Annotated in this window: 13 protein-coding genes and 3 tRNA genes; 12 read left to right on the top strand and 4 right to left on the bottom strand. The window is 52.8% G+C overall.

The window, feature by feature from the left end:
* Position 1: 1 nt before the first annotated feature.
* Positions 2 to 214, bottom strand: coding sequence for a DUF3460 family protein (locus ACFQO0_RS15315; protein ID WP_382236313.1), 213 nt, complete (start codon positions 212 to 214; stop codon positions 2 to 4).
* 242 nt (positions 215 to 456) lie between these two features.
* On the opposite strand from ACFQO0_RS15315, the gene bamE reads away from it, so the two are divergent.
* Positions 457 to 957, top strand: a complete 501-nt coding sequence (gene bamE, locus ACFQO0_RS15310) for an outer membrane protein assembly factor BamE domain-containing protein (protein ID WP_382236310.1) — start codon at positions 457 to 459, stop codon at positions 955 to 957.
* 29 nt (positions 958 to 986) lie between these two features.
* Here bamE and ACFQO0_RS15305 read toward each other — a convergent pair whose 3' ends face one another.
* Positions 987 to 2,684 (bottom strand): SulP family inorganic anion transporter, encoded by a 1,698-nt coding sequence (locus ACFQO0_RS15305; protein WP_382236307.1) that lies wholly within the window; start codon positions 2,682 to 2,684, stop codon positions 987 to 989.
* A gap of 254 nt (positions 2,685 to 2,938) precedes the next feature.
* Positions 2,939 to 3,730, bottom strand: a complete 792-nt coding sequence (locus ACFQO0_RS15300) for an SDR family NAD(P)-dependent oxidoreductase (protein WP_382236304.1) — start codon at positions 3,728 to 3,730, stop codon at positions 2,939 to 2,941.
* A gap of 161 nt (positions 3,731 to 3,891) precedes the next feature.
* Here ACFQO0_RS15300 and ACFQO0_RS15295 point away from each other — a divergent pair, with 161 nt between their 5' ends.
* Entirely contained in the window at positions 3,892 to 4,461 is a 570-nt protein-coding gene (locus ACFQO0_RS15295; protein WP_382236301.1) for a TetR/AcrR family transcriptional regulator, read from the top strand.
* Between the two features lie 135 nt (positions 4,462 to 4,596).
* Here ACFQO0_RS15295 and metG read toward each other — a convergent pair whose 3' ends face one another.
* Entirely contained in the window at positions 4,597 to 6,735 is a 2,139-nt protein-coding gene (gene metG, locus ACFQO0_RS15290) for a methionine--tRNA ligase (protein ID WP_382236298.1), read from the bottom strand.
* Between the two features lie 234 nt (positions 6,736 to 6,969).
* On the opposite strand from metG, the gene gltX reads away from it, so the two are divergent.
* The 10 genes from gltX (at position 6,970) to ACFQO0_RS15240 (ending at position 16,397) form a co-directional block, all read left to right on the top strand.
* The gene (gene gltX, locus ACFQO0_RS15285; protein WP_382236295.1) at positions 6,970 to 8,385 is read left to right on the top strand and encodes a glutamate--tRNA ligase; all 1,416 of its coding nucleotides are present in this window, start codon (positions 6,970 to 6,972) and stop codon (positions 8,383 to 8,385) included.
* 65 nt (positions 8,386 to 8,450) lie between these two features.
* Positions 8,451 to 8,526: transfer RNA gene (locus tag ACFQO0_RS15280), tRNA-Ala, on the top strand.
* 56 nt (positions 8,527 to 8,582) lie between these two features.
* A tRNA-Glu gene (locus ACFQO0_RS15275) sits at positions 8,583 to 8,658 on the top strand.
* A gap of 143 nt (positions 8,659 to 8,801) precedes the next feature.
* Positions 8,802 to 8,877 (top strand) — tRNA-Glu (locus ACFQO0_RS15270).
* 731 nt (positions 8,878 to 9,608) lie between these two features.
* Entirely contained in the window at positions 9,609 to 10,103 is a 495-nt protein-coding gene (locus ACFQO0_RS15265; RefSeq protein WP_382236292.1) for a MarR family winged helix-turn-helix transcriptional regulator, read from the top strand.
* On the top strand, positions 10,100 to 11,620 hold the full coding sequence (locus ACFQO0_RS15260; RefSeq protein WP_382236289.1) for an efflux transporter outer membrane subunit: 1,521 nt from the start codon (positions 10,100 to 10,102) through the stop codon (positions 11,618 to 11,620). Before ACFQO0_RS15265 ends, ACFQO0_RS15260 begins: the two co-directional genes overlap by 4 nt.
* On the top strand, positions 11,617 to 12,816 hold the full coding sequence (locus tag ACFQO0_RS15255; RefSeq protein WP_382236286.1) for an HlyD family secretion protein: 1,200 nt from the start codon (positions 11,617 to 11,619) through the stop codon (positions 12,814 to 12,816). Before ACFQO0_RS15260 ends, ACFQO0_RS15255 begins: the two co-directional genes overlap by 4 nt.
* 3 nt (positions 12,817 to 12,819) lie before the next feature.
* Positions 12,820 to 14,373: a DHA2 family efflux MFS transporter permease subunit gene (locus ACFQO0_RS15250; protein ID WP_465261974.1), complete on the top strand. Its 1,554-nt coding sequence runs from the start codon at positions 12,820 to 12,822 to the stop codon at positions 14,371 to 14,373.
* Between the two features lie 89 nt (positions 14,374 to 14,462).
* Positions 14,463 to 15,641 (top strand): elongation factor P maturation arginine rhamnosyltransferase EarP, encoded by a 1,179-nt coding sequence (gene earP, locus ACFQO0_RS15245; RefSeq protein ID WP_382236283.1) that lies wholly within the window; start codon positions 14,463 to 14,465, stop codon positions 15,639 to 15,641.
* A 180-nt stretch (positions 15,642 to 15,821) separates the two neighbouring features.
* Positions 15,822 to 16,397: an elongation factor P gene (locus tag ACFQO0_RS15240; protein ID WP_382236280.1), complete on the top strand. Its 576-nt coding sequence runs from the start codon at positions 15,822 to 15,824 to the stop codon at positions 16,395 to 16,397.
* Positions 16,398 to 16,420: the final 23 nt, after the last annotated feature.

The following is a 16,420-nucleotide window of genomic DNA, read 5'->3' as shown; positions in this document are numbered from 1 at the left end:
TTTACCGGACTTTGTTTTGATACGGGTAAGCTTGTTGATCTACACGTGAGGCTTGATTGCGGGCTTGCTGCTCCAGATCGATAGGGCTTTTATCCCACAACAAGGCGCGACCGGCGAGCTGTGATGCTTCCAGGTTTGGATTCTTTGCTTTCAGCGAGTCGATGAACTGAGTGATCTCGGATTGATAATTGGCGTGCTGTTTGCTGAGTTTCATGAGTAAATTGGCAAAGAGGTGGAATCAGCCGCTATTTTACCCTGTCTTTTGCCCGGTTTTGACCGGCTTTGCCGGATGAGGGGCTGGATGTTCCATAAGGATACAATCCGCGCTGAATCCTTACTGTTTGTGAACGTGTGGGATAAAACGGCCTTTGGGGCAATCATCCGGTCCAGATATCGGGAAAATCACCATTCTGCGGCAGCTACCGCTTTCGTTTTATATGGAAATATGGAAGTGATATGAAGAATTTTTTACGTGCCTTGTTCAGCTTTGTATGCGGTTTGTTGATGTTCGGTTGCAATGGTCGGGTAATTGAAGACTTCGGCCTGGAAAAGCTGAGCAAAGGCATGTCGACCGAAGCTGACGTACGCAGCGCGATGGGCGAGCCGGAAATGATCTGGAAGGAAGATAACGGAGCGCGCACGCTGGAATATCCAAAAGGGCCGGAAGGGCATCGCACCTTCATGGTCGAGCTGGATGCGGAGGGGATCTTCCAGGCTTACGCACAAGTGTTAAAGCAAGAGAATTTCGCCACCATCAAGGCCGGCATGAGCCGTGATCAGGTGCGTCGCATACTCGGCAAGCCGCGTAGCGTCGTCAAGTTCCGTTTAAAAAATGAAGAGGTGTGGGATTGGCGCTATCTGGAAGGGCCGACGACTGAGCGCTTTTTCAATGTGCATTTCGATAGCGATAGCGGTGCAGTCACCCAAACGTCGGTGACCGATCCGGTGCGCGGCTAACGCAGGATCAGCAAATCATCAGCAGTTCATCAGGACGATAATGCCTCGCTGCGTGCCACCGCATCCGACAGATTGGGCAGGCAGTTCTGCAATCCCAGTCGATTCAAGAAGCCGGCACGCCGCATCAAATCCAGCGGCTGCTGATTCGGTCCGCACAAGATAAGCTGGCTGCCATGACGTTGCAGCGTCTTGTGGATGGTTTCCAGTGCATCCAGGCCGGTCGCATCCAGGTTGATCAATTGATGCAATTCCAGTATCAGTGCTTTTTCCGGCATGGTCTGCGACTCGATCAAACCTTCCAGCTTGCCGACGGCACCAAAAAACAGCGAGCCAAAGATCGAATAAGCCATGACTCCGCGCGGCAAGGGTACGCTCAAGCTGTCTGACGGAATCAGTTCTATCCGCGTCAGACTGGAGATGCGGTAAATAAAAAATACGCAGGCCAGCACCAGTCCCACTTGCACCGCGACCGTCAAATCGACGATGACAGTCAGCAGGAAAGTCGCCAGCATCAAAATCCGGTAGTTCATCGAGAAGTGCCGCAGGCGCGCGAATTCATGCCATTCTCCCATGTTGTAGGCGACGTACAGCAGGATCGCGGCTAATGCCGCCAGCGGAATATTGTTGGCGAGCGGGGCGGCGATCAGCACGATGACCAGCAATGTCAGTGCATGCAGAATGCCGGCAATTGGCGATGCAGCCCCAGCGCGGATATTGGTCACGGTGCGGGCAATTGTGCCGGTGGCCGGTATGCCGCCAAAGAAAGGGGTGACGATATTGGCGATGCCTTGCGCCATCAATTCCTGGTTCGGATCATGCCTGTCGCCGGTGATGTTGTCGGCCACGCGCGCACACAGCAGCGATTCAATTGCACCAAGCAAGGCGATGGTCAGGGCAGGAGGGAACAATTGCTTGACCAGTTCCCACGAAAAGTGCGGCAACTTGAAGGAAGGAAGGTCTTGCGGGATGCCGCCGAACTTGCTGCCTATGGTGTCGACTTTTAGATCGAAGAGCGTGACGCTCAGGGTCGCCAATAGCAGCACCAGAATTGTGCCCGGTACGGCACGCATGATGATGGATAGGCGAGAGGCTGTTGGTCTTGCAAGGGCGGGCGCTGCGTCGACTTTCCTTTGCCACAGTAGTGGCCAGCCAAAAATCAGTATCAGGGAAAGAGCTGCAATGACCAGGCTGGTTAGGTTAAATGTATTGGAGTTCGCTGCCAGCACCTTGATCTGGGCAAAAAAATCGGCAGGCATTTTTTCTATCCGCAGGCCGAAAAAATCCTTCATCTGCGACAAGGCAATCAGCACCGCAATCCCGTTGGTAAAGCCGATCACGATAGGGACTGGGATATAACGTATCAGCGAACCGAGGCGGAACAAGCCCATTGCGCACAGCATCATGCCGGCAAACATGGTGGCAATCAAAAGATTGGCGATGCCATAGGTTTCAACGATGCCGTAGACAATGACGATGAAGGCACCGGCCGGTCCGCCGATCTGCACGCGTGAACCGCCGAAGGCTGACACCAGAAAGCCGGCGATGATGGCAGTAAATATGCCCGCCTCCGGTTTGACCCCGCTGGCAATTGCAAACGCCATCGCGAGCGGTAGTGCGACGATGCCGACGGTCAGGCCTGCACTCAGATCGCGAAAGAACAAGGCGCCGTCGTAATCGAGCAAGGAATCCATCAGGCGCGGACGAAACGAAAATTTGAACGGCTTCATCTGTCTTGCCTTCAGAGTCGCGACGGGTGCTGAATGCAGCAAGTGCATTCAGGCTTGTATGCGAACGATGTTAGCAGCAGCTTAGACGTCAGACAATCCAGGAGTGCAACGAATATGCAATCTGCGGCTTTTTATCTGCAGTTATGGCCTGTTTGCGATGGGTGTATTGTGCCAAGATTCGCTTGTCCACATTCCGTCCGTTATAGCAAACGGAATGCGGACAAGCGATGCGAAAGGCCGGACAGATTTTTCGGTCAAGCCTGATACCGTGCTGCCGCATGTTCCTGCCCGAGATTCGGCAGCATGGCCTGGCGCGCGCTATTGAAGGTTTCCCATTGGGCTGCATCAGGCAATGGTGGAATCGTGATGACTTCACCACGATCAAAACCGACTAGTGCTGCATCGACCAGTTCACCCACTTCCATCACGCCAGTCATCTCATTGACGTCACGTCCAGAGCGTTCCCAGATTTCTGTTCTTGTCGCTGCCGGCAATACCGCTTGCACATACAAGCCACGCGCGCCCAATTCTGCATGCAGTGCTTGCGAATAATGGAGTACATAAGCCTTGGTTGCACCGTACATGCCCAGTGGCAGTTCGGGGGCAAGTGCAACCACCGAAGCGATGTTGACGATTGCGCCTTGTCCTTGTGCGAGATAACGCGGAATGACCGCGGCGCTCAAGCGTGTCAGCGCGGTGATGTTCAGCGTGATCAGGTTTTCCTGTGCATCGACGGTCGCGGTTTCAAAGCCGCCATGTACCGCAGCGCCAGCATTGTTGAGCAAGATGCCGATGTTTTTGTCGTCGCGCAAACGGGTTTCAACTTTTGCTACATCAGCGGATTTGGTCAGGTCGGCGACGATGATGTCGATGGTCACGCCGGTTTCCTTGCGCAAGCGTGCGGCCACTTCTTCCAGTCGTGCACCGTTGCGCGCGACAAGTACCAGGTTATGTCCGCGTTTTGCGAAACGGTCAGCGTAGGTTGCGCCTATGCCGGTGGAGGCGCCAGTGATCAGGACGGTGGTGGTTTTGGCTTCGATACTCATGGTTTGTTTCCTTTTAATAGCGTTGAACTGGATGGGATATCAGTTAAAAAGACTGCCTTATGGCATCAAGTTTTAATCATGATGTTCATAATGATTGAAATCATGATGGTCGTAATGTAAAGTGTCAAGCATTAATTTGTGATTATTTTCAATTAAGGAAAATGATGAAAATCAGCAAAGAACAAGTCGCAGAAAACCGGAAATTGATTCTGGATGCAGCGGCACGCATGTTTCGCGAGCGTGGGTTTGAAGGTGTGACGGTGGCAGAAGTGATGAAGGCTGCCGGTTTGACGCATGGTGCGTTCTACGGGCACTTCACATCCAAGGATGATTTGCTGGCGCAGGCGTTCGCGCATACGCTGGCGCCGTATTCCGGTCCGGACGCACCCGGGATCAACTTCGACGCTTTTGCTGATGGCTATTTAAGTACCCAGCACAGAGACAATCCAGGTATCGGTTGTCTGTTCCCCACTTTGGCGCAAGAGGCAACGCGGGCATCGGAGGCCGCGCGTACGACGATGACGGAAAGTGCACGCAGCCAGATAGAAACCTTCAGTCATTCGATGGCAGGCGAAACAGATGTTGAACGGCGTCAGGCAGCCGTGGGCAATTGGGCCGCGATGATAGGTGCGGTCACGCTGTCACGTGTGTTGAACGATCCAGCTATGTCGGATCAGATATTGGCGGATGTAAAGCAGTGGCTGGATCGTGCCAACGCTGTCGAGAAATAATTGTAGTAGATGACATGCGGTGGATGAAGCGCAGCAAATGAAAAGTGAATAGCGTAATAAATTAGTGCGAAATAAAAAAACGGGCCGATTGGCCCGTTTTGATTTTCTGCTTTTATTTTCGCTGGGGTTAGGCGATCAGCCGACGCGCATACCCGGTTCTGCACCCGGCCATGGATTCAGGATGTAGATACCCGGATTGGTTTTTTCATCCGCTGCCGATGCGGCGAGTACCATGCCTTCAGAGATACCGAACTTCATCTTGCGAGGTGCGAGGTTGGCGACCATTACGGTTAATTTCCCGATCAGCTCTTCTGGTTGGTAAGCGGATTTGATGCCGGAGAACACATTGCGCAAACGACCTTCGCCTACATCCAGCGTCAGGCGCAGCAATTTGTCTGAACCTTCGACATGTTCACAGTTGACGATCTTTGCAATGCGCAAATCGATCTTGGAAAAATCATCGATCTTGATTTCTGGTGCCAAGGCTGCGATGTTCGTGGCACTTGCAGCATCGTCATTCGATGTCGCTGGCGTGCCAGGCACACCGATGGTGACATCGACTACGGCAGGCATGTCGAACAAGTCATCCAGCATCTTCGGTTCAACACGCGTCATCAGATGCGAATACGGATTGACCAGATGATTGTTCGGCAATGGTGTAACGACGTGATGCCATTGCAACGGTTCTATGTTCAACAGCGCTTCGACTTGTGTAGCCAGATTGGGCAATACCGGTTTCAGGTAAATAGTCAGAATGCGGAATGCTTCCAGCAAGCGGCTGCAGACTTCCTGCAGCGCAGCGCTATTCTCCGGCTTCTTGGCCAGTTCCCATGGTTTGTTGGCATCGACATAGGCGTTGATGATGTCGGCTTGTTCCATAATGGCGCGCAGTGCCTTGCCGTATTCACGCTGGTCGTAGAAAGCCTGGATTTCCGGCGCGATGTCGCGCAGCTTGCTGATGAAGGCATCGTCCTTGGTTGCCCAATCGGTGACGACATGACCGTCGAAGCGTTTCGCGATAAAGCCTGCGGCGCGGCTGGCGATGTTCACATACTTGCCGACCAGATCGCTGTTGACGCGCGCGATGAAATCTTCCGGATTGAAGTCGATGTCTTCGTTGCGTGCGCTGAGTTTGTTCGCGAGGTAGTAACGCAACCATTCCGGGTTCATGCCGAGGCTGAGATATTTCAGCGGATCGAGGCCAGTGCCACGACTCTTGCTCATTTTTTCGCCGTTGTTAACGGTCAGGAAACCGTGCACGAATACCTTGTTCGGTGTTTTGCGGCCGCTGAATTTCAGCATCGCCGGCCAGAACAATGTATGAAAATTGACGATGTCCTTGCCGATGAAATGAATCTGTTCCAGCGCAGGCTCAGCCATGTAGGCGTCGAAATTCTCGCCGCGCTTGTCCAGCAAATTTTTCAGCGAAGCCAGATAGCCGACCGGTGCATCCAGCCACACGTAAAAATATTTACCCGGTGAATCCGGAATCTCAATCCCGAAGTAAGGCGCATCGCGCGAGATATCCCAATCGCTGAGACCTTCGCTGGTTGTGCCGTCGATATTGTCGCGTATCGAAAACCATTCTTTAACTTTGTTGGCGACTTCCGATTGCAGATGCGGTTTGCCGTCGGTGTCGTTACCTTGTATCCATTGCTCAAGGAATTCGACACAACGCGGATCGGACAGCGTGAAGAAGAAGTGCTCGGAATTTTTCAACACCGGCGTCGCGCCGGTCAGCGTCGAATACGGATTGATCAAATCGGTAGGGACATAGACCGCACCGCAGACTTCGCAGTTGTCGCCATATTGATCTTTTGCGCCGCATTTCGGACATTGGCCCTTGATGTAGCGATCCGGCAGGAACATGCTTTTTTCAGGATCGAAGAACTGTTCAACTGTTTTGGTCGCGATCAATCCGGCCTTTTTCAAGTCCAGGTAAATCTGCTGCGCAAGCTTGTGATTTTCCGGACTGTCAGTCGAGCTCCAGTTATCGAAGGCGATATGAAAACCATCCAGGTATTGTTTACGACCAGCCGCGATGTTGGCGACGAATTGCTGCGGCGTCAGGCCGGCTTTTTCCGCAGCGATCATGATAGGCGCACCGTGTGCATCGTCGGCACCGACGAAGTTGACTTCACTGCCTTGCATGCGCTGGAACCGCACCCAGATGTCGGCCTGGATGTATTCCATGATGTGGCCGATATGAAATGCACCGTTGGCGTAAGGGAGGGCGGTCGTGACGAAAAGTTTGCGCGGCGATGGATTGCTCATAAGGTGATGCTTGATGAATAAGGTAATAAAGGCGTAATTTTAGCAGTGCCGCGCGGGTTGTCGCAGCCTCGCTTTATATATAGCCATTAAAAGAGTAGAAATAAGCCATCTTGGCTTTATCCATTTAAAGCAGACCGATATTACGGTCGGGACTGGTCCATCCGCATGGCGACGCGGTAAAATGGCGTTTTTTTACAGGACGGCTTTGGCAATCCAAGGCCGTTTTTATTTGCCATGACTGTTAGTACTCCTATTCGCACCCGTTTTGCTCCCAGCCCTACCGGCTATCTCCACGTTGGTGGCGCGCGTACCGCGCTATTCTCGTGGGCGTACGCACGCCATTTTGGCGGCACCTTCGTGTTGCGTATCGAAGATACCGATCTCGAACGTTCCACCCCAGAAGCCGTGCAGGCGATCATCGAGGGTATGGAATGGCTGGGCTTGCATCACGACGAAGGTCCGTTCTATCAGATGCAGCGCATGGACCGCTACCGTGAAGTCATTGCGCAGATGCTGGCGGCAGGCACCGCTTATCACTGCTACTCGTCGCCGGAAGAAGTTGAAGCGATGCGCGAGCGTCAACGCGCTGCCGGTGAAAAGCCGCGCTACGACGGCACCTGGCGCCCGGAAGAAGGCAAGACCTTGCCGGCGATTCCTGCCGATCGCAAGCCTGTTGTGCGCTTCCGCAATCCGACTGAAGGCGATGTGACCTGGATCGACGTCGTCAAAGGTTCGATCACGATTTCGAATCGCGAGCTGGACGATCTGGTGATCGCACGTCCTGACGGCACGCCGACGTATAACTTCTGCGTCGCTGTGGATGATTCCGACATGAAGATCACGCATGTGATTCGTGGCGATGATCATGTCAACAACACACCGCGCCAGATCAATATCCTGCAAGCGATTGGTGCGCCGCTGCCGCTATATGGTCATCTGCCGATGATTCTCGGTACCGATGGTGAGAAATTATCTAAGCGTCACGGTGCAGTCAGCGTGATGGATTATCCGGCGCAAGGTTATCTGCCGGAAGCGATGCTGAATTACCTGGCGCGCCTGGGCTGGAGCCATGGTGACGACGAAGTATTTTCAATGGAACAGTTCACGCAATGGTTTGATCTCGATCACCTGACCAAATCGCCTGCGCAATTCAATCCGGAAAAACTTGACTGGTTGAATAACCATTACATCAAGCAAGCGGATAACGCGCGCCTCGCCGGTCTGGTGCGTCCAATGATGGAAAGCCATGGCGCGCAGTTTGCCCCAGCAGACCATCCGGCACCTGATCTGGCTGCCGTCATCGCATTGATGAAGGATCGCATCAATACATTGAACGAGTTGGCCGTTGCGGCGATGCTGTTCTATCGCCAGCCTGCGCCGGATGCAGCATTGCTGTCGCAGCATCTGACCGATGCAATCAAGCCAGCGCTGGTGCAATATGCAGAGCAATTGAAAACCGTGGAGTGGACCAGGGAAGCACTGTCTGCTGCGCTGAAAGAAGTGCTCGCTGCGCACAAATTGAAGATGCCGCAATTGGCGATGCCTTTGCGTTTGATCATCACGGGACAATTGCAAACGCCATCGATCGATGCGGTGGTTGAATTGTTTGGGCGCGAAGTTGTTTTGGCGCGCATTGCGCACTATCTTTAAAAAGATTCAAAAGAGGGATTTACACAGGGAGAAAACCTTTGCTATAATCTCGCTTCTGCGCAAGAGGGGGTATAGCTCAGCTGGGAGAGCGCTTGCATGGCATGCAAGAGGTCAGCGGTTCGATCCCGCTTACCTCCACCAGCAAAGTGCAGATTAGTAGTCAAGTAGTATCAGGTCAGTATCAAGGACAGGTTTCTGTCCCCATCGTCTAGAGGCCTAGGACATCACCCTTTCACGGTGAGTACAGGGGTTCGAATCCCCTTGGGGACGCCAAATTCCAGATTCGTCTGGTATAAAAAGCTCTGATTCTTCAGAGCTTTTTTTATGTAAGGTTGGACTGCAAAGAGTCAGTGCATGGGCGCTCGCTTATCGCCACTGTTGAATTTGCAAAAGGTCAGTATCAAGGACAGGTTTCTGTCCCCATCGTCTAGAGGCCTAGGACATCACCCTTTCACGGTGAGTACAGGGGTTCGAATCCCCTTGGGGACGCCAAATTCCAGATTCGTCTGGTATGAAAAAGCTCTGATTATTCAGGGCTTTTTTTGTTTTGGCTGTTATGTCGCCCATATCGATTTCTACCAAACGCTTGCGAATACCATCGGCCCCAGCCGCAGCCATTTATTTTTGCGGCGGACGTCGTTTCATCGCTAGGCAGCGTTTGTCCTCACATTAATCCACCATCCTCTGACGTCCGGAAGGATTGCTGTAAACCTGCAGTGTCGTTTTCGAAAGTGGCTTCTGTCTATCGCAATCGACTCATCATTTGTGCTGCATTGAACGGTACGTGTACGTTCAAATCATTATCGAAGTCGTGGAACACGTTGCGAACATCATGTTATGCAGCGCTGCTGCGAAATGCGTAGCGCATGGTTAATTCCCTTGGTCCGTATTTGCGTGAGTAGCGGCAAAGATTTGCACAGAGCGATGAAAACCCAACTCTCTTACTCCATCTTATTCCCTCTAAAGACCAAGTATTCCAGTCTTGCTCGTAACTACCTGAAATACCTGCCAATACAGATATCTTTTGTGCAGGTTCCCTCGCTTCGACTGGTCGGCACAAGATGACAATCTCATATCGCTTGGGCGTTTCTTGGGTGTCTTGTACGCAAAATTATTCGAAATTCGACGCTTCTTAACGCTTTCTTAGCAACACGAAATAAAAACGCTGCTAAATTAGCTGCTTAGACAGTTATTGACTTATCAGTTATTGATCAGGCACATATATGAATGAAATTGAGAAAATCTTCCCGTCCGGGTCTTGGTGTGTAGAGGAAAGTGTCGGCTATTTGCTGGCGCGTGCACGTACCAAACTCGCCAAGGCGGTTGATATTGAATTGGCACAACATGACATTACCCATGCGCAAGGCAGCATATTGCTGATGTTGAATTCTGGAAATTATTCGACTGCCGCCGAGTTATCGCGTGAGTTGTATATCGACTCTGCATCGATCACCCGCATGATCGATAGATTGGAGAAACGCGGCGTGATTCAGCGCATGCCGCGCGGCGATGACCGGCGCGTGATCAATCTGCGTTTGACCGAGGTGGGCGTCGAGCTTGCAGACAAGCTGCCGGATCTCTATGTGGGCGTGTTAAATCACAGCTTTGCCGAATTCAATGGTGACGAAGTCGAAACGCTCAAAATCCTGTTGCGCAAGTTGTTATACGGTGCTGCACCGGCAACTGGCAGTAAGAAATCAACAGAGGGGAGCGAATGATGAATAGCCATCTACGTTTTTCTGCAGGCTTGAGCGGCAGTTCTTTGCGCGGTGTGGTCGCAGTGAGTTGTGCCGTTGTTTTGCTCAGTGCTTGCGCCAGCTTCAAGGGAATAGAAACCAGCGGCACGCTGCGTCAAGCAAAGGATTATTCAACGGCCGAATCCCTGCCTGATCAGCATGGACAGTGGCCGGATACCAAATGGGCGCAAGCCATAGGCGGTGCACCCTTGCAATCGCTGATCGATGAAGCAATTGCAGGTAATCCTGATCTGCAAATTGCAGCTGCCCGTGTCGCTGCCGCCACGGCGATGACTGACGCAGCCGATGCTGCCAGTCGGCCATCGGTATCTGCCAGTTTCAACAGTACATATCAGCGCTTTAGCGAGAACTACATTATTCCACCTCCATATGCCGGCACTTACCGTACGGACAATGCGCTGCGCCTCAACTTTTCCTACGATTTTGATTTCTGGGGCAAGCATGCGGGTGAATTGCGCAGCGCACTGTCGCAAGGCAAGGCTGTACAGGCCGAGCAATACAACGCGCGCCTGGTGATCGCCACATCGGTGGCGCGCACCTGGATTCAATTGGCGCGCCAATATGCGCAGCTCGATTTGAATCAGCAGCAGCTCGATGTCACTGCAAAAATTGCGCATCTGACGCAGTTGCGCCTCGATGCAGGTCTGGATGCCAAATCTGAAAATCAGCAAACACGTCAGCAAGTCGCCAGCCTGGGGGCAGAGCATGAACAGTTGCTGGAACAAATCGCACTGACACGTAATCAGCTGGCCGCATTGTTAGGGCAGGGGCCGGATCGCGGTCGTCAAATCGAGCGTCCGATTTTACCCTCTGACGTGGTGACTGCTTTGCCGGACACATTACCTTTGCAATTGCTGGGGCGCAGACCGGATATTGTCGCAGCGCGCTGGCAGGTTGAAGCTGTGCAAGGTGACATAAGTGCTGCCAAGGCGGCATTTTATCCAAACGTCAATTTGATGGCGTTTGCCGGTTTCTCCAGCATAGGCTTGAACAATTTGCTGCAAACCGGTAGCCGTGCACTGGGTGTCGGTCCTGCGATCAGCATGCCGATTCTGGAGGGTAAAACCTTGCGCGCGAATCTGAAGGGACGTGTCGCGCAATACGACAGCATGGTTGCCACGTATAACCGCGCATTGACCGATGCCTTGCATGACGTTGCCGATCAAGTCGCGTCGTTGCGTGCCGTTGCCTTGCAAAGTGAGCAGCAGCAGAAAGCTGTGCAGGCCGCTTCCGGCAATCTGGATCTGGCACAGCAGCGCGAGCGCATAGGCACGACCAATATGTTGCCGGCTCTCGCTGCCGAAATGACGCTGCTGTCGCAGCGTCGTGTGGATCTTGATTTGCAGGCACGCCGCAGCGATTTGCGCATAGGTTTGATCAAGGCATTGGGCGGCGGTTTTGATGCGCAGTCGCAAGGCCTTGCAATTGAAAGCTCCACTCCATCGAACGTTTCCACCTCCGTGAGAAGTGCATCATGAATACGACTAACACAGCAGTAACAGAAACCCCTCCAGCCAATAACGGCAAACGCCGCCAACGTATCATTGTTGTCTCTATCCTACTCGCGCTCTTGCTGATTGCATACGGCATCTGGTGGGCAATTTACGCGCGTCATTTTGAAGATACCGATGATGCTTATGTTGCAGGCAATGTGGTGCAAGTGACGCCGCAGGTCAGTGGCACGGTCATCGCCATACACGCTGACGACACAGAGCTGGTAGAAGCGGGAAAACCGTTAATCGAACTGGATCATAGCGATGCCAAAGTGGCGCTTGATCAAGCCGAAGCACAACTCGCGCAAACCGTACGCGAAGTGCGCACATTGTTTGTCAACAACGGTGCCTTGAATGCGAATGTCACCGCACGCATCAGCGATGTGGCACGTGCCAAGGCTGATCTGGCGCGTCGCGAACAATTGAGCGGAACCGGCGCAGTATCGAAGGAAGAACTGGATCATGCACGCACCGCATTGCAGGCAGCAGAGTCCGCATTGCAGGCGACGCGTGAACAACTGGCATCGAATCAGGTACTGACAGATCGTACCTCGGTCGCCAATCATCCGAATGTGCAGCGTGCAGCCGCGCAAGTGCAATCCGCATATCTGACTTTGGCGCGCAACACTTTGCCAGCACCGATTACCGGTTACATCGCCAAGCGCTCGGTGCAGGTTGGTCAGCGCGTTGCGCCGGGCACACCGTTGCTCGCGATCGTGCCACTGACAAGTTTGTGGGTTGATGCCAACTTCAAGGAAGTGCAAGTCGCCAGGATGCGTATCGGCCAACCGGTTACCTTGCATTCCGACGTGTATGGCAGCGGGGTTGAATATCACGGCAAGGTTGCCGGGCTGTCTGCCGGAACCGGCGCTGCGTTTGCCTTGTTGCCGACACAAAACGCCAGTGGTAACTGGATCAAAGTCGTGCAACGGATTCCGGTGCGCATCGAACTCGATCCCAAAGAACTGGCTAAACGTCCGTTGCGCGTCGGTTTATCGATGCAGGTGGAAGTAGACATTGCGCATGCCGAAGGGACGTCTCTGACATCGGCTGTTCCAGCCCGCACCCAGCCGGCTTATCAAACGGCCGTGTTCGACAATGCCGGCCATGAAGCTGAAGCGCGTGTGGCGACCATCATTGCTGCCAACAGCAATACTGCGGCAGTAAAAAACAGACAATAAATCATGAGTGCGACTCCTCGTTCACCATTACCGCCGCTGAGCGGTACACCACTCGTTGTCGGCACGCTTGCCTTGTCGCTGGCAGTGTTCATGAACGTGCTCGATTCATCGATTGCGAATGTGTCCATTCCGGCGATTTCCGGCGATCTTGGCGTGTCACCGCAACAAGGTACGTGGGTGATTACCTCGTTCGCAGTGGCCAATGCGATTTCGGTGCCGTTGACCGGCTGGCTGACGCAACGCTTTGGTCAGGTCCGTCTTTTCATCACGTCGATCTTGTTGTTCGTGCTGGCTTCCTGTTTGTGCGGTTTGGCTCCCAGTATTGAAATCCTGATTGCTGCGCGCATTTTGCAGGGCGCGGTTGCCGGCCCCATGATTCCCTTGTCGCAAGCCTTGCTGCTTTCCAGTTATCCGCCCGCCAAGAGCGGGATGGCACTGGCGTTTTGGGGCATGACGACGCTGGTGGCACCGGTTGCGGGTCCTTTGTTGGGCGGCTGGATTTCGGATAACTACACATGGCCGTGGATCTTCTATATCAATATTCCCATCGGTATTTTTGCCGCATGGGCGACGTGGTCCATCTATCGCGAACGTGAATCGACAACTTACAAGCTGCCGATCGACAAGGTTGGTTTGGTGCTGCTGGTATTGTGGGTAGGTTGTCTGCAACTGATGCTGGATAAGGGCAAGGAACTCGATTGGTTCCATTCGGGTGAAATCATTATTCTTGCTTCAGTTGCGGTGGTGGCCTTCATTTACTTCATTATCTGGGAAGTCGGTGAAGCCCATCCGGTGGTCGATTTATCCCTTTTTAAAGGGCGTAACTTCAGCGGTGGCGTGATTGCGATTTCCGTCGCTTACGGTTTGTTCTTTGGCAGTCTGGTAATTTTGCCGCTTTGGTTGCAGACGCAATTGGGATATACCGCGACCGAAGCGGGAAAAGTCATGGCGCCGGTGGGGATCTTTGCGATCATTTTGTCGCCGATTGTTGGCAAGCTGTTACCGAAGATCGATGCTCGCTGGGTCGCAACAACGGCTTTCCTGATTTTCGCCTTGGTGTTTTTCATGCGCTCACAATTCACGCAGGATGTGGATGTATTGACACTGATGATTCCCACCGTGATTCAAGGCGCAGCGATGGCGATGTTCTTCATTCCTTTGACGTCCATCATCCTGTCCGGTCAATCGCATGACAAGATTCCAGCTGCGGCCGGTTTATCGAATTTCGTTCGCATCATGTTCGGTGGCATCGGGACTTCGGTGACATCGACCATATGGGATAACCGCACGATCCTGCATCACGCGCAGCTGGCCGAACATACCGGTCCGCATAATCCTGCTTTCACCCAGTCGGTGCAGGCCTTGATGTCGCGCGGTATGACGGAGCAGGGTGCCTGGGCGGTGATTGATCGTTCAATGACCGTGCAGGCCAGTACGCTAGCGGCAACTGATATTTTCTGGATATCTGCAATTTTGTTCCTGGTTCTGATTTCCTTCATCTGGATGACCAAGCCGAGCAAATCCAGTGCGCCTGCCGATGCCGCAGGTGCGCATTGACAGGTTGCAGTAACGCTCGGACGATGTGTGTGATGCGTTTTTTTGCACACATCGTCTATCATGCGTGAATTAAATTTTTGGCTGCTGGCATGACCTTCCCCCAAACCTTGCATCTGTTTTGCCGCGTCGTCGATAACTACGGCGACATCGGTATTTGTTGGCGCCTCGCAAGGCAACTGCAAACAGAGCACGACATTCTCGTCACCCTGTGGGTGGATGATTTGCGCAGCTTTCAGCGTATCTGCCCGGAAGTCTCGCTTGACGCTGAAGAGCAGAAAATTTTCGGTGTAACGATTCGCCATTGGCAAGAGCAGAACGGCATGTTCGCGCCCAGTGACATCGCCGACATCGTGATTGAGTTTTTTGCTTGCGATATTCCGCCTGGCTATATTGCAGCCATGGCCGAATGCGATCCGCAGCCGGTGTGGCTGAATCTGGAAGGCTTGACCGCGGAAGAATGGGTAGAAGGTTGTCATACCTTGCCTTCGTCCCATCCGCGTCTGCCTTTGACCAAGCATTTTTTCTTCCCTGGCTTTACCGGAAAAACCGGCGGCTTGCTGCGCGAATCAGCGCTGGAAGCGCAACGCGAAGACTTCCAGTCCAATCCGACAAAGATGACGGAATTTCTGGCGCAGTTTGGCGTGACACCGACAGAGATGGCATCGACCAAAGTGTCCTTGTTCTGTTATCCGCATGCACCGGTTGTAGCCTTGTTCGATGCATGGCAAAACAGTGAGGTGGCTCTTACCTGTTTGGTGCCGGAAGGCGTTGCCAGCGATTCGATTCACGCATTTCTTGGCACGGAAGCGAAAGCCGGAGCGGCTCGCATGCGCGGCGCGCTCACCGTACGCGTGCTGCCGTTTGTTGCGCAACCCGACTACGACAAGCTGTTGTGGGCGTGCGATCTGAATTTTGTGCGCGGCGAGGATTCATGGGTGAGGGCGCAGTGGACCGGCAAGCCGTTCATCTGGCATATCTATCCGCAAGACGAGAACCTGCATCACAAAAAATTACGTGCATTTTTAACGCGCTACTCTGCCGATATTGATAGCTTGTCTACAGCTTCCCTGTGCTGGAATGGAGCGTTGACAGCAAATGGCGAAGAGCAAAACGACTGGTCCGCGCTATGGACAGGTTTGCTGGCCGAGATGCCGAAAATTACACAGCGATCTGCAGATTGGCAGCAACAAATGCTGGCAAACGGGGATTTAGCGTCTAATTTGTTGCAATTTGCGGTCTCGCTGCGGTCAGTGGCAGCGAAAAACTAGGTATAATTCGCGGTTAATTTACTGACCCGTTATCGCCCCGCCGCGTACTGATGAGTACTTGTGCAAGTCGCTCGTGGTAACCCCGGTATAACGATTTTTCGATCAAACGTGAGCTTACGTGGCTTTGGCCAGCAGGCGACAGATGATTTTTATGCAACTTACTTTTTACGTATACTTTTTATGAAACCTGCAAAAGAAATTCGCGTTGGCAACATCATTATGGTGGATGCAAAACCTTTCATCGTGTTGCGTTCCGATGTAAACGGTTCTAGCCGCACTGGCTTCACCTATAAATGGAAGATGAAAAATCTTCTGACCAACAGCCCGATGGAAAACGTGTTCCGCGGTGACGACAAATTTGACGTGGTGGTTCTGGACAAGAAGCCGGTTACTTATTCGTACTTTGCTGATCCTTTGTTCGTCTTCATGGACGAAGAATATAACCAGTACGAAATCGAAGAAGAAAATCTGGGCGATGCCTTGCATTACCTGAAAGACGGCATGGAATGCGAAGCCGTCTTCTATGATGGCAAAGCGATTTCTGTGGAATTGCCTATCACCATCGCTCGTAAAGTCGTGTATTCGGAGCCTGCAGTCAAAGGCAATACTTCCGGTAACGTCTTGAAAGAAGCCAAGATCGAAAACGCTGTTGAAGCGCACAGCTACACTGTTCAAGTACCGTTGTTCGTCAGCACCGACGACGTGATTGAAATTGATTCCCGTACCAATGAATACAAACGCGTAGTCCGTAACTAAGATTTAGCGGATAACAAAGCTTG

Source organism: Herminiimonas aquatilis, assembly GCF_042665175.1.
Taxonomy (GTDB): Bacteria; Pseudomonadota; Gammaproteobacteria; order Burkholderiales; family Burkholderiaceae_D; genus Oxalicibacterium; species Oxalicibacterium aquatilis.
Note: the sequence above shows the minus strand (reverse complement) of the source record. Positions and strands in the feature narration are given on the sequence as shown.

Bases quoted from the DNA above. Each gene is read 5' to 3' on its own strand.
- ACFQO0_RS15315 (WP_382236313.1), bottom strand. From the start codon at position 214: ATGAAACTCAGCAAACAGCACGCCAATTATCAATCCGAGATCACTCAG.
- bamE (WP_382236310.1), top strand. From the start codon at position 457: ATGAAGAATTTTTTACGTGCCTTGTTCAGCTTTGTATGCGGTTTGTTG.
- ACFQO0_RS15305 (WP_382236307.1), bottom strand. From the start codon at position 2,684: ATGAAGCCGTTCAAATTTTCGTTTCGTCCGCGCCTGATGGATTCCTTG.
- ACFQO0_RS15300 (WP_382236304.1), bottom strand. From the start codon at position 3,730: ATGAGTATCGAAGCCAAAACCACCACCGTCCTGATCACTGGCGCCTCC.
- ACFQO0_RS15295 (WP_382236301.1), top strand. From the start codon at position 3,892: ATGATGAAAATCAGCAAAGAACAAGTCGCAGAAAACCGGAAATTGATT.
- metG (WP_382236298.1), bottom strand. From the start codon at position 6,735: ATGAGCAATCCATCGCCGCGCAAACTTTTCGTCACGACCGCCCTCCCT.
- gltX (WP_382236295.1), top strand. From the start codon at position 6,970: ATGACTGTTAGTACTCCTATTCGCACCCGTTTTGCTCCCAGCCCTACC.
- ACFQO0_RS15265 (WP_382236292.1), top strand. From the start codon at position 9,609: ATGAATGAAATTGAGAAAATCTTCCCGTCCGGGTCTTGGTGTGTAGAG.
- ACFQO0_RS15260 (WP_382236289.1), top strand. From the start codon at position 10,100: ATGATGAATAGCCATCTACGTTTTTCTGCAGGCTTGAGCGGCAGTTCT.
- ACFQO0_RS15255 (WP_382236286.1), top strand. From the start codon at position 11,617: ATGAATACGACTAACACAGCAGTAACAGAAACCCCTCCAGCCAATAAC.
- ACFQO0_RS15250 (WP_465261974.1), top strand. From the start codon at position 12,820: ATGAGTGCGACTCCTCGTTCACCATTACCGCCGCTGAGCGGTACACCA.
- earP (WP_382236283.1), top strand. From the start codon at position 14,463: ATGACCTTCCCCCAAACCTTGCATCTGTTTTGCCGCGTCGTCGATAAC.
- ACFQO0_RS15240 (WP_382236280.1), top strand. From the start codon at position 15,822: ATGAAACCTGCAAAAGAAATTCGCGTTGGCAACATCATTATGGTGGAT.